Source organism: Bradyrhizobium sp. LB13.1 (genome assembly GCF_054056815.1).
The window spans coordinates 1,023,132-1,036,277 of record NZ_JBSRYQ010000001.1 but is presented as its reverse complement, the minus strand read 5'-3'; the positions used below and the strand labels follow the sequence as shown (position 1 = coordinate 1,036,277).

The window sequence follows — 13,146 nt, the reverse complement described above, 5'->3', positions numbered from 1 at the left end:
TCTGGATGGCGATCCGCCGCCGCGATTTCCTGAAGAATGCTGGCCTCGCCGCCGCATCGCTCAGCCTGCCGCGGCTTGCGCGCGGAGCCGAGGCCGCGAGCATTTACGACCTCGAACGGTTCGGCAATGCGCGCGTCCTTCACCTCACCGACACGCATGCGCAGCTCAATCCGGTCTATTTTCGCGAGCCCAGCGTCAATATCGGCATCGGCGAGATGGCGGGGCGGCCGCCGCATCTGGTCGGCCGCGCCTTCCTCGAACGTTTCGGCATCCGGCCCGACAGCGCGGATGCCTATGCCTTCAGCTGCTTCGAGTTCGAGAAGTCCGCAGGCCGCTTCGGCAAGCTCGGCGGCTTCGCCCATCTGAAGACGCTGATCGACCGCCTGCGCGGCGATGCCGGAGAAAAGCACTCCGTGCTCGTTGACGGCGGCGATCTCTGGCAAGGCACGGGGCTCACCAACATCATGCAGGGCCGCGACATGGTCGAGGTCGCAAACCTGCTCGGTATCGAGGCGATGACCGGGCATTGGGAATTCACCTATGGCGAGCAGGCGCTGCGCGACAATCTCAGGCGCTTCAAGGGCGAGTTCCTGGCGCAGAACGTTTTTCTCACCGAGGAAGCCGCATTCAACGACGCGCCCGCCTTCGACAAGGCGACGGGGCGCGTGTTCAAGCCCTCGGTGATCAAGGAGCTAGGCGGCCATCGCGTCGCGATCGTCGGCCAGGCCTTTCCATACGTGCCGATCGCGCATCCCAAACGGTTCACGCCGGACTGGACCTTCGGCATCCGCGAGGAAGAGCTCCAGAAGCATGTCGATGGCTTGCGCGGCACCGACAGGGTCGACGCAGTCATCCTGCTGTCGCACAACGGCATGGACGTCGATCTCAAGCTCGGAAGCCGCGTCACCGGCATCGACGTCATTCTCGGCGGCCACACCCATGATGCGATCCCGCAGCCGATCGCGGTGAAGAACGCGAGCGGCACCACGCTCGTCACCAACGCCGGCTCCAACGGAAAATTTTTGGCCGTGCTCGACCTCGCGCTCGACAAGGGCAAGGTCAGCGATGTCAAATATCATTTGCTGCCGGTCTATTCCGAGCTGTTGAAACCCGATCCCGGGATGGCCGAACTGATCGGCCGGTTGCGGGCGCCCTTCGTCACCGACTGGTCGGAGAAGATCGCAACGCCCGATCGCCTGCTGTATCGCCGCGACAATTTCGCCGGCCCGGTCGACGAGCTGATCTGCACCGCGCTGCGCAGCGAACTCGATGCCGAGGTCGCACTGTCGCCGGGCTTCCGCTGGGGCGTCACCGCGCTGTCCGGCCAGGCGCTGACCATGGAGGATTTGCTTGCGGAAACCGCGATCAGTTATCCCGAGACCTATGTGCAGGAGATGACCGGCACGCAGATCAAGGACGTGCTGGAAGATATCTGCGACAATCTCTTCAATGCCGATCCCTATTACCAGCAGGGCGGCGACATGGTGCGCGCCGGCGGGCTCAGCTACACCTGCACGCCGACGGCTGCGATCGGCAGCCGCATCTCCGAGCTGAAGCTCAATGGCGGCAAGGCGGTTTCCGCAAACCACCGCTACAAGGTCGCCGGCTGGGCCTCCGTCAATGGCCAGCAAGGCGCGCCGGTGTGGGAGGTCGTCGCCAAATATCTGCGCTCGGGCCGGATGTCACAGGAGCGGCTCGGCTCCGGCGTCACGCTGAAAGGCGTCGAGGGCAATCCAGGTATTGCAGGACAGGGATGATGCGATCGCAGATCTTATCCGCGATGCTGCTGGCGCTGCTCGCCTTCGCTGCCACGCCGCTCGCTTACGCACAGCAGGTGCCGCTCCAGGACAAGCCGTTCGCGGAGCACAAGATCGTGTTGCAGCTCTCCGATGGCGATGCCAAAAAGCAGGCGCTGGTGCTGAGCGTCGCCAACAATTTGCTGAAGGCCTACGACCCCGACAAAATTGCGATCGAGGTCGTGGCGTTCGGTCCCGGCATCGATCTCCTGTTATCAGGCAGCGAGCGCCGCAAGCAGGTCGAGAGCCTGATCGCGCAAGGCGTACGCTTCGACATCTGCCTCAACACCGTCGACACGATCGAGCGGGAGACGGGCAAGCGGCCGGAGTTCATTCCCGCGGCGACACCGGTGCAAGTCGGGGTCGGGCAGATCCTGTTTCTCAGCGAGAACGGGTACACGGTGGTGCGGCCCTGAGCCTTTTGTCGGGGCAAAACGTCGCGGCACACTCGGTGTCATCGCCCGCGGTGGGCGATCCAGGACTCCGAGACCGCGAGGGGTACGGAAAGGCCGCAGCGTACTGGATTCCCCGCCTTCGCGGGGAATGACAGCGGTGGCTGAGGTGACGCCCACCCGCCCATCGCGGGAATAAAAATCTTCTAAATTACCTTACTTAGACAGTCAATTACTTCTCTTTTTGGCCCGAAGTGTAGTAGAATTTCGAGGTAGTTCACGCCGGGTCTCGTCATGATCTTCCGCCAGCTCTTCGACAGTGTTTCGGGTACTTACAGCTATCTTCTGGCGAGCCGCCCCGGCGGCGAGGCGCTGATCCTCGATCCCGTGCTGGAGAAGGTCGACCGCTACTGCCAGCTGCTGCGCGAGCTCGACCTCAAGCTGGTCAAGGCGGTGGACACGCATCTGCACGCCGACCACGTCACCGGCCTCGGCGAGCTGCGCGACCGCACCCATTGCATGACCGTGATGGGCGACCAGACCAAGGCCGACGTGGTGGCGATGCGGGTTGCCGACGGCGACAAGGTGACGATCGAGGGCCTGTCGCTCGACGTGATGTACACGCGCCCGGCCACACCGACGATTCCTATTCCTATCTGATGGGCGACCGCGTCTTCACCGGCGACACGCTCCTGATCCGCGGCACCGGCCGCACCGATTTCCAGAACGGATCTTCGCGCGCACAATACGAGTCGATCTTCAATCGGCTGCTGAAGCTGCCGGACGAGACGATGGTGTTCCCGGCGCATGACTACAAGGGCGACACCGTCTCCACCATCGGCGAGGAGAAGCGCTACAATCCGCGGCTTCAGGTGCGCTCGGTCGACGACTATATCGAGCTGATGGCCAATCTGAAGCTGCCCAATCCGAAGATGATGGACGTCGCAGTGCCCGCCAACATGCATGTCGGCCTGCATCAGGAGGAGCTCGAGAAAGAGGGCCGCGCGCTCAGCGCCGTCGAGGCGATCCGCTCGCTCGGCCGGCCCGACATCCTGCTGGTCGATTTGCGCGAGACCAATGAGCGGATGAAGCACGGCATGCTCGAAGGCGCGCTGCATACGCCCTATCCATCCATTGAAGACAGCCTCAAGCCCGGCGGCATGCTGCGCGAGGTCGCGGCCGCCACCGGCCGCCGCGTCGTGTTCTTCTGCGCCTTCGGCGAACGCTCGGCGATGGCTGTGGCCGCCGCCAAGGAGACCGGGCTCACCAACACCGCGCATATCGCCGGGGGGATCGATGCCTGGAAGAAGGCCGGCGGGCCGGTGATGCACTGACGACGGCCTCGCCGCCATTCTTGAGATAGATCAGGAACCGCCCATATAGTCGGGCTAGGACGGATGCAGCATCACCATCCGGGAGCAGCCATGGCCAAGATCGGCAAGCCGGGCGAGCCGCCAAAGACGAAGACCAAGACGGCCGAGAACAAGGCAAAGCAGCCTCGGCCCCCGCGCGAGATCGACGACGATTACGAAGACGGCGATTTTGCTACACCGAAGCGTGATCGCCATGGGAATGACGATGAGCCGTTGTGAGGGGGTGATGTTCGCCCTACGACCGCTGAATGATCGAGATCGCAGCCAGTCACCTCTGCTACCTGCCATGCGCCTGCGTTCATGGACAAATAACCGCTGTCCCCGATAGTTTGCGCGTCTCCAAGTGACGTGAAACGGAACTGCAATGGTTGACGTTCTTGCCGCACCGCAGCAAGACAAGGCGGACAGCGCGCTACGCACGCTGACCGGAATTTCGATCGCGCATTGGGTCAGCCATTTCCATCTGCTGGTCCTGCCGATGCTGTTCCCGTTCCTGAAAAGTCAGCTGGGCGTCGGCTATGTCGAACTCGGCTTCGCGCTTACCGTGTCCGCCGTGGTATCGGGGCTGACGCAGGCGCCGACCGGCTATCTCGTCGACCATTTTGGCGCGCGAAAGATCCTGCTCGGCGGCCTCACCCTCGGCGGGGTCGCGCTGATCCTGCTCGGCCTGCACCTGAGCTACACCTCGCTGATCGCCTGCGCCGTGCTGCTCGGGCTCGCCAACAGCGTCTACCATCCCGCCGATTACGCCATCCTCGCCGAGCACATGGACGAAGCGCGGATGGGCCGCGCGTTCTCGATCCACACTTTTGCCGGCTATTTTGGTGGCGCGGTCGCACCCGCAATCGTTGCTGCGCTCGTCACGGTGTCTGGCGGTGGCGGTGCGCTGATCGCAGCGGGCGCGATCGGTGTTCTGGTCGCGCTGTTGCTGGTGACCATGAACATTCCCGATGCCGGCGCGCACAAATCAAAGCCGGGCAACGAGAGCGCACCGAAGCAGGCCATCATCACGCCGGCGCTGATCACGCTGACGGCGCTGTTCATGCTGCTCAGCCTGTCGGTGGCCGGCATCAACAATTTCGGCGTGGTGGCGCTGATGAGTGGCTATGGCGCGACCTATTCCGCAGCCAATGTCGCGCTCACCGCGTTCCTCGGTGCAAGCGCCATCGGCGTGCTCGCGGGCGGCTTCCTTGCCGACCACACCGAGCGCCACGGCTATGTCGCCGCCGCCTGCTTCGCTGCGAATGCGCTGATCGTGCTGCTGATCGCGCTGGTGACGCTGCCCGGTTGGATCCTGACGGCCGCGATGATGATGGCGGGCTTCCTCTCCGGCGTGATCGCACCCTCGCGCGACATGCTGGTGCGCAATGCAGCACCTCCCGGCGCGGCAGGCCGCGCCTTCGGCATCGTCTCCACCGGCTTCAATCTCGGCGGCATCGTCAGTCCGTTGTTGTTCGGCTGGATCATGGACCAGAGCGCGCCGCACTGGGTGTTCGGCGCTTCGGTGATCTTCATGCTGGCGACGGTGGTGCTGTCGCCGTTCACGGAGCCGAAGCGGCAAGCCAAAGCGTAGCTGCAACGCCGGGACGACAAGAAACAACAACAAACCGGGAAGAAACACCATGAGCAACCCTGATCTCGTGATCCGCGGCGGCACGGTCGCGGATGGAAGCGGCGGCGAGCTGTTCGAGGCTGACGTCGCCATCACCGGCGGCAGAATCAGCGAGATCGGAAAGGTCGCCGCAAAGGGACAGGAAGAGATCGACGCGCGCGGCAAGCTCGTCACGCCGGGCTTCGTTGACGTTCACACCCATTACGACGGCCAGGTCACCTGGAGCCAGGACATGACGCCGTCCTCGCAGAACGGCGTCACCACCGCGATCATGGGCAATTGCGGCGTCGGCTTTGCGCCGTGCAAGCCCGCCGACCACACCCGCCTGATCCAGCTCATGGAAGGCGTCGAGGACATTCCAGAGCCTGTCCTGAGCGCCGGCATCCCCTGGGCGTGGGAGAGCTTTCCGGATTACATGGAATGGCTCTCCAAGCGCGATTTCGACATCGATGTCGGCGCGCAGCTGCCGCATGCGGCGCTGCGGGTCTATGTCATGGGCGAGCGCGGGGCGCGCCGCGATCCTTCAACGGCGGAAGACAATGCGGCGATGGCAAAGCTCGCGGGCGAGGCGGTGCGCTCGGGCGCGCTGGGCTTCTCGACCTCTCGCACCCTCAACCACCGCACCTCGACCGGCGATTTCACGCCGACGCTGAAGGCCGGCGAGGACGAGCTCACCGCGATTGCGGGCGCGATGCATCGTGAGGGCCGCAGCGTTCTGCAATTCGTGCTCGATCTCTCCACCATCGACGAAGACTTGCCGATGATGCTGCGGGTGGCTGACACCACGAAGTGCCCGATCTCGTTCTCGATCACGCAGAACGACAAGGCGCCGCAGCGCTGGCGCCAGACGCTGGACGAGATCAATGCGGCAGCGAAGCGCGGCCTCTCGATCACCGCGCAGATCGCCGCGCGGCCAGTCGGCCTCCTGCTCGGGCTCGAGCTGTCGCGAAACCCGTTCCAGACCCATCCGAGCTACAAGGCGATCGCGCATCTGCCGCTGAAGGAGCGGCTGGCGCGGTTGCATCAAAGCGAGGTGCGCGAGGCAATTTTGAGCGAGACGGCGACCGCGACCGACGATCCGCTGTTCTTCCGTCCCAACTACGACAAGATGTTCTTGCTCGGCGATTCCCCCGATTACGAGCAGCCGCCGGAGAACGCGCTGGGCCCGCAGGCGCGCAAGCAGGGCCGGCAGCCGGAGGAGCTCGCCTATGAGGCGATGCTGTCGGACGACGGCCGCGGCATGCTTTACGTGCCGTTCCTCAATTATGCCGACGGCAATCTGGACGCGACGCGCGAGATGCTGATCGATCCGCACTCGGTGCCCGGCCTCTCCGATGGCGGTGCGCATTGCGGCATCATCTGCGACGCGAGCTTTCCGACCTATCTGCTGACGCACTGGACGCGGGACCGCAAGCGCGGCGAGAAGCTGACGATCCCGTTCGTGGTCGCCGCGCAATCGCGCAAGACCGCGCTCTCGGTCGGCCTCACCGATCGCGGGCTGATCGCTCCCGGCTACAAGGCCGACGTCAATGTGATCGACTACGACCGGCTGCATTTGCATCCGCCGAAGGTGCATTACGATCTGCCGGTCGGCGGACGGCGGCTGTTGCAGGATGTCGATGGTTATGAGGCGACGATCGTGTCGGGCGTGGTGACGCGACGGCAGGGCGAGGCCACGGGAAGACGGCCGGGGAAGTTGATTTGGGGTGCGCAGGGGATGCAGTAGCGCTAAGGCGCGGAGGCGCTGCCTCTATCTCCGGTGTCGTCCCGGCCTAGTGGGCAATTGCGCACGAGGCCGGGGACGACAGTGTTGGTTGGAACGAGCGGCGCGCTCCTTACGTCGGCGACACCGCGCTCTTCAGCGGCGCAGCTTGCGGGGCTGCAGCACCACCGGTCAGCCTGGCCCTTTCCGTGTTCGGCCAGAGCAGAAGCAGCCCGAGCAGACCGGAGCCGACCATGACCGCCGCGTTGATGGTGAAGCCGGTCATGTAGCCGTCGAGCATGCTGCCGGAGCGCTGGATCACGGCGCCCATGACGTTCGGCGCGATGATGCCGGAGAGAGTGTAGAGCGCGCCGTAGATCGCGAGGATCGCGCCGCGCTGCGACGTCGGCGTGAACTCGCCGAGCATCGGCGGGCAAACGGACATAGATTGCGCCGCACAGGCCCGAGCCGACGACGAGTAGCGCGATCTGCAATCCAGCGCCCTGCGCATGCGGCATCGTCGCCAGGATCAGACCGCCGATGATCAGCGGCACCGAGCCGAGCACGCCGCGCGAAATGCGCGTGGTATAGCCGCGCGCATTCATCACCTGCGAGATCCAGCCCGTGAGAATAACGATTGTGGCGCCGAACACCCAGGGCAGGATCGAGACGAAGCCGGCCTGGCTCTGCGTGAACCCGAGGCCCTTGACGATGAATGGCGTGAACCAGGTGAGGCCGAGCGACAGCGCCCAATAGGCGCCGAAGGTCGCGATCACGCAGCCGAGAAAGGTGCGTGAGGTTAGAAGGCGCAAGTAGGGGATTTTCGGTTGGGCCGCTGCCAGAGCCTGCGTATCCTCCAGCGGGCCTTCCTGGCCGAACGCGAGCCAGGCACAAACCCACATCAGGCCGACGACGCCGAGCGCGCCGAAAGCATAGTGCCAAGGAATGGTTGACGATGATCCAGTTCAGCGCCGGCACCGCGAGGATCACACCGAAGGCCGAACCTTGCGACAGGATCGCGGTCGGCAGCGTCCGCTTCTCGTCGGGGAACCATTTGTAGATCGCGTGCGCGGCGACCGAGAAGGCGGGGCCCTCGCCGGCGCCCAGCACGATGCGGCAGATCAAGAACGTGGTGAACGAGACGGTGCCGACCATCGGAAACTGCGCCAGCGCCCAGACCACCGCCAGCGCGAGCAACACCCAGCGTGTCGGCACCTTGTTGACGATGAAGCCGACTACGATGGCGGAAATCGAGAACAGGAAGAAGAACGAGGAGCCGAGCAAACCAAACTGCTCCGGTTGGAGATTCAGGTCTGCCATGATCGGCACGCCGGCGAGGCCGACGACGATCTTGTCGGCGAAGTTTACCAGCATGAACAGAAACAGCAGAAAGGTGACCGTCCAGGCTCCCTTTGGCGTCCCCGTCGTCTTGCCCGCCACCGCTGCCGTCCCCTGAGCGCTCATGATTCTCCCCCGTCGTCTTTTTGGCACTTTTTTGATTTGACCGTCCTGGAAGCTAACAACGGCTTCGAGACCAACGCAACCCGGCATTTCCGGAGCAAGTGTGCTACGCAGCAATTCCGCTAATTCCGTCCGGCGCCATTCATCGTGCTGAGCATTCGAAACCTCTCCAAGACGTTCTCTTCGGCCGGCGAGCCGGTCCATGTGCTGCGCGGCGTCGATCTCGACCTCAAGGCCGGCGAACGGGTCGCGCTGACCGGGGAATCCGGCAGCGGCAAGAGCACGCTGCTGCACCTGATCGCGGGGCTCGATGCCGCCGATGGCGGCACGATCCGGCTGGAAGGCACCGAGGTCACCAAGCTGTCTGATGCGGGGCGTGCAGGCCTGCGGCGCGATCGGATCGGCCTGGTGTTTCAGCAATTCAATCTGATCCCGTCGCTCTCGGTCGCGGACAATCTCGCCTTCCAGGCGCGGATCGCCGGCCGGCATGATGCAGCCTGGTCCAGGGAGCTGATCGAGCGGCTCGGGCTCGACAGCCTGCTCAAGCGTTATCCAGAACAATTGTCAGGCGGGCAGCAGCAACGGGTCGCGATCGGCCGTGCGCTGGCGACAAAGCCCTCGCTGCTGCTGGCGGACGAGCCGACCGGCAATCTCGACGAGGCCACCGCCGAGGATGTGCTGGCCCTGACGCGCGATCTCGTCACGCGCACCGGCTGCGGCTTCCTGATGGTGACGCACAGCCTGCATCTAGCTGCGACACTCGATCGCCAGGTCATCCTGCATGCAGGCCGGATCGCATGAGGCGCGCGCTCTGGATCCTCGCCGTGCTGCTCAGCCATTGGCGGCGCCACAAGATGCAGTTCGCGGCGCTCCTGATCGGGCTGATTTCGGCAACCGCGCTGTGGAGCGGCGTGCAGGCGATCAACCAGCAGGCACGCAACGCCTATGACCGCGCCGCGGCGACCTTCGGCGGCGCGCGCACCGCGATGCTGGTCGCACCTGATGCCGCGACCTTTTCGCAGGAGCTGTTCGTCAAGCTCCGCCGCGCCGGCTGGCCGGTTTCGCCGATGCTGGAGGGACGGGTCCAGGTCAACGGACGCTCGGTGCGATTGCTCGGGATCGAGCCAGTGACGCTGCCGGCGGATGTCGGCAACGCGCCGCGCCTCGGTGCTTCGGATCTCGGCAGCTTCATCGCGCCGCCGGGCCAGACGCTGGTGGCGCGGGAGACACTGAGCGATGTGCAGGAGCAGGAAGGCGCGACACCACCGATCAGTAACGGCGCAAAACTGCCGCCGCTGCGCGTGCTGCCGCAGCTCGTGCCCGACGTGCTGGTGGTCGATATCGGCGTGGCGCAGCGGCTGCTGAACAAGCCGGACCAGATCTCGCGGCTTCTGATCGGCAAGCCGAAGGGCAAGCCCGCGCCATTGGCGAGCGTCGTCGGCGATCAGTTGCAGCGGGTCGAGCCGAATGCGGAGACCGAGACTGGAGCGCCTCACCGACAGCTTTCATCTCAACCTCACGGCGTTCGGCCTGCTGTCGTTCTTTGTCGGTCTCTTCATCGTCAATTCGGCCGTCGGTCTCGCCTTCGAACAGCGGCTGCCGATGCTGCGCACGCTGCGGGCCTGCGGCGCCTCGGCGCGACTGGTCAACACCGTGCTGGTGATCGAGCTGGTGGCACTGGCGCTGGTCGCCGGCCTGATCGGGCTGGTGTGCGGCTATTTCATTGCCGCCGCGCTCTTGCCCGACGTCGCGGCGTCGCTGCGCGGGCTCTATGGCGCGCAGATCCCGGGACAGCTCACGCTGCGCTCCGAATGGTGGCTCGCGGGTATCGGCATCAGCATTGCCGGCGCGCTGGTCGCGGCCGCGACCAGCCTGATCAAGGCGGTCAGGATGCCGGTGCTGGCGACCGCGCAGCCGCGCGCCTGGCAACAGAGGCAGCGCCGCTGGCTGATCCTACAGAGTGGGGCTGCATGCGCCGTGTTTCGCGGTCGCGCTGCTGCTGCTCCAGTACGGACAGTCGCTGATCGCGGGCTTTGGCGTGCTGGCAGCACTGATGCTCGGCGCGGCGCTGATCCTGCCGGCCTTCCTCGAACTCATCCTGCTCGTCGGTCAGCGTTGTGCACGAAAACCGCTCGCGCTGTGGTTCTGGGCGGACAGCCGGCAACAGCTCTCCGGGTTGTCGCTGGCGCTGATGGCGCTGCTGCTCGCGCTCGCCGTCAATGTCGGCGTCTCCACCATGGTGGAAACGTTCAGCCGCACTTTCGTCGGATGGCTCAACGGGCGGCTCGCAGCCGACGTCTACATCAGCGCCTCCGACAATGCGAAAGCCGTCGCGATCCGCAACTGGCTGAAGGAGCGCAGCGATGTCCAGGCGATCCTGTCGGGCGGGCGTGCCGAGACGCAAGTGCAGGGCGAGCCGGTGGAGCTGTTCGGCCTGCCCGACCACGCGCTCTATCGCGAGCGCTGGCCGTTGTTGGAGGCCGCGCGCCACGCGCCTGGACCCAGCTCGTGCCCGGCAATGCCGCCTTCATCAGTGAGCAGCTGAGCCGCCGCCTCAACGTCCGCGTCGGCGATGTCCTGGAGGTGCCGGCGCCGGGCGGGACCTGGGAGCTCGACATCGTCGGCATCTATGCCGACTACGGCAACCCCAAGGGCCAGCTGGCGGTGAATGTCGCGGCGCTGATCCGGCAATTTCCGCAGACGCCGCAGACGCGGATCGGCCTCATTGTCGCCAGGGAGAATATCCCCGGCCTGATCGCAGCGCTGCAGAAGCAATTTGCGCTCGACGACCGCAGCGTCGCCGACCAGGCGACGGTGAAAGCGGAATCGATCCGCATCTTCAACCGCACCTTTGCGGTCACTTCCGCCTTGAATGCGTTCACGCTCGGCGTCGCCGGGATCGCGCTTCTGACCAGCTTGCTCACACTGGCGAACTCGCGCCTGCCGCAACTCGCGCCGCTCTGGGCGATCGGCATCACGCGGCCTCGCCTCGCCGCGATCGAATTGACCAAGACGTTGTCGACCGCGCTGTTCACGTCGCTCTTGGCTGTGCCGCTCGGACTGTTGGTGGCGTGGTGCCTGATCGCGATCGTCAACGTAAAAGCGTTCGGCTGGCGGCTGCCGTTCCACGTGTTTCCGCTGCAACTGGTCGAGCTGGTCGCGGTCGCGCTGCTCGCCGCGTTGCTTGCCGCCCTGCTGCCGATGATCCGACTGGCACGGATGCAGCCGGCGAACCTCGTCAAGGTGTTTGCCAATGAACGCTGACAGGATTTCGCGGCGCACTTTCGCCGGCGGCATCGCCGCGCTCGCGGCTGTTCGCCGCGCCAGCGCGCAAGGTTATGCCGGGCTCGGCGAGACGGCCGACGGCTTTGCGAAGGTAACGCCCGGGAAAACGTTCGCCTTTCCGAACGATCACGGGCCGCACCCGGAGTTTCGTATCGAGTGGTGGTATCTCACGGCGAATCTCGTCGATGCCGGCGGCGCGGACTTGCGGCCTGCAATGGACGCTGTTCCGCCAGGCAGCGCAGCCGGGACCGCAAGGCGAGGGCTGGGCCAATCAGCAAATCTGGATGGCGCATGCCGCGGTGACGCGCGCCGACACCCACCGCTTCAGCGAACTGTTTTCGCGCGGCGGTGTGGGCCAAGCCGGCGTCACGGCAAAGCCGTTTGCGGCCTGGATCGACGATTGGGCGATGAACGGATCCGAGCGCATCGGCGACCGAACCCTGGCGCCGCTGACGCTGAAGGCCTCGGGTGCCGATTTCAGTTACGCGCTGACGTTAGAGGCCGATCGTCCCTTGATATTGCAGGGCGATGGCGGCTACAGCCGCAAGTCGGAGCGCGGGCAGGCCTCCTACTATTACAGCCAGCCGTTCTATCGCGCCCGCGGCAGGCTCACTATCGACGAAAAGACGCTCGATGTTTCCGGCCAGGCCTGGATGGACCGCGAATGGAGCAGTCAGCCGCTCGACACCGACCAGACCGGCTGGGACTGGCTGTCGCTGCATCTCGCGTCGGGCGACAAGCTGATGCTGTACCGGCTGCGCCAAAAGGGCGGCAAGGATTATCCGTTCGGCAACTGGATCAGCGCCGCCGGCGACACGCAAATGATCGCGGGCAACGACATCCAGATGAGTCCGAAGGCGACCGCCGAGGTCGCGGGACGCAAGCTGCCGGTGGAATGGCAGATCGCGATCCCCTCGCGATCGTTCTCGATCCTCTGCAAGCCGCTCAATCCAAAAGCCTGGATGGGGACCGGCTTCTCCTATTGGGAAGGGCCGATCAGCTTTGCCGGCACGCATGACGGCGTTGGCTATCTCGAGCTGACCGGGTATTGAACCGGGACCTCTTCGAAGGGATTAGCGATGTATCACCTCACCGGCCTCGTCACGCTGCTGGCGATCCTGTTCTACTTCTTCACAGCCATGAACGTGTCACGCTCGCGCACCAAAACCGGCGTCAAGGTGCCGGCAATGTCGGGCCATCCGGATTTCGAGCGCGCGTTCCGAATCCAGATGAACACGCTGGAATGGATGCCGATCTTCCTGCCGGCTCTTTGGCTGTTCGCGATCTATATCGGCGACGCGATCGCAGCGGGAATCGGCGCGGTCTGGATCGCCGGTCGTATCGTCTATTTCATCGGCTATTCAAAGGCCGCCGCAAAACGCGGCCCGGGCTTCATGATCCAGGGCATCGCCGCGATTGCGCTGTGGGCGGGGGCGCTGGGAGCCCTGGTATTGCGGCTGGTGTAGGGGGCGACAGCGTGAAGTAGCATGGGCCCCGGCTCTGCGGTGCACCGCCGAGAGGCGCT

7 protein-coding genes and 4 pseudogenes are annotated in these 13,146 nt (G+C 65.0%); 10 read left to right on the top strand and 1 reads right to left on the bottom strand.

The genetic code is table 11. The features are described from left to right. Positions 1-5: 5 nt before the first annotated feature. The 6 genes and pseudogenes from soxB to ACVWYI_RS04795 all read left to right on the top strand — a co-directional run bounded on the left by soxB (position 6) and on the right by ACVWYI_RS04795 (position 6,899). On the top strand, positions 6-1,757 hold the full coding sequence (soxB, locus tag ACVWYI_RS04820) for a thiosulfohydrolase SoxB (RefSeq protein WP_247351814.1): 1,752 nt from the start codon (positions 6-8) through the stop codon (positions 1,755-1,757). Continuing rightward, positions 1,754-2,212, top strand: a complete 459-nt coding sequence (locus tag ACVWYI_RS04815) for a DsrE family protein (protein ID WP_456661364.1) — start codon at positions 1,754-1,756, stop codon at positions 2,210-2,212. The genes soxB and ACVWYI_RS04815 overlap by 4 nt, the downstream gene beginning before the upstream one ends. A 270-nt stretch (positions 2,213-2,482) precedes the next feature. After that, a pseudogene (locus ACVWYI_RS04810) lies at positions 2,483-3,522 on the top strand (MBL fold metallo-hydrolase). Between the two features lie 90 nt (positions 3,523-3,612). Then, a complete protein-coding gene (locus tag ACVWYI_RS04805; protein ID WP_456661363.1) occupies positions 3,613-3,780 on the top strand; it encodes a hypothetical protein in 168 nt (55 codons plus the stop codon). 145 nt (positions 3,781-3,925) lie between these two features. Next, on the top strand, positions 3,926-5,134 hold the full coding sequence (locus tag ACVWYI_RS04800; protein ID WP_456661362.1) for an MFS transporter: 1,209 nt from the start codon (positions 3,926-3,928) through the stop codon (positions 5,132-5,134). A 49-nt stretch (positions 5,135-5,183) separates the two neighbouring features. After that, positions 5,184-6,899, top strand: coding sequence for an N-acyl-D-amino-acid deacylase family protein (locus ACVWYI_RS04795; RefSeq protein ID WP_456661361.1), 1,716 nt, complete (start codon positions 5,184-5,186; stop codon positions 6,897-6,899). A gap of 109 nt (positions 6,900-7,008) precedes the next feature. On the opposite strand, the pseudogene ACVWYI_RS04790 reads toward ACVWYI_RS04795, so the two are convergent. Further along, positions 7,009-8,339, bottom strand: a pseudogene (locus tag ACVWYI_RS04790) (MFS transporter). A gap of 144 nt (positions 8,340-8,483) precedes the next feature. On the opposite strand from ACVWYI_RS04790, the gene ACVWYI_RS04785 reads away from it, so the two are divergent. The 4 genes and pseudogenes from ACVWYI_RS04785 (at position 8,484) to ACVWYI_RS04770 (ending at position 13,087) form a co-directional block, all read left to right on the top strand. Then, positions 8,484-9,137 carry an ABC transporter ATP-binding protein gene (locus ACVWYI_RS04785; protein WP_247442166.1) on the top strand — a complete coding sequence of 218 codons (654 nt, stop codon included), beginning with the start codon at positions 8,484-8,486 and terminating at the stop codon, positions 9,135-9,137. Next, positions 9,134-11,600, top strand: a pseudogene (locus tag ACVWYI_RS04780) (FtsX-like permease family protein). Before ACVWYI_RS04785 ends, ACVWYI_RS04780 begins: the two are co-directional and overlap by 4 nt. Then, positions 11,590-12,673 (top strand): annotated as a pseudogene (locus ACVWYI_RS04775) (lipocalin-like domain-containing protein). Before ACVWYI_RS04780 ends, ACVWYI_RS04775 begins: the two co-directional pseudogenes overlap by 11 nt. A gap of 27 nt (positions 12,674-12,700) precedes the next feature. Continuing rightward, a complete protein-coding gene (locus tag ACVWYI_RS04770) occupies positions 12,701-13,087 on the top strand; it encodes an MAPEG family protein (protein ID WP_456661360.1) in 387 nt (128 codons plus the stop codon). Positions 13,088-13,146: the final 59 nt, after the last annotated feature.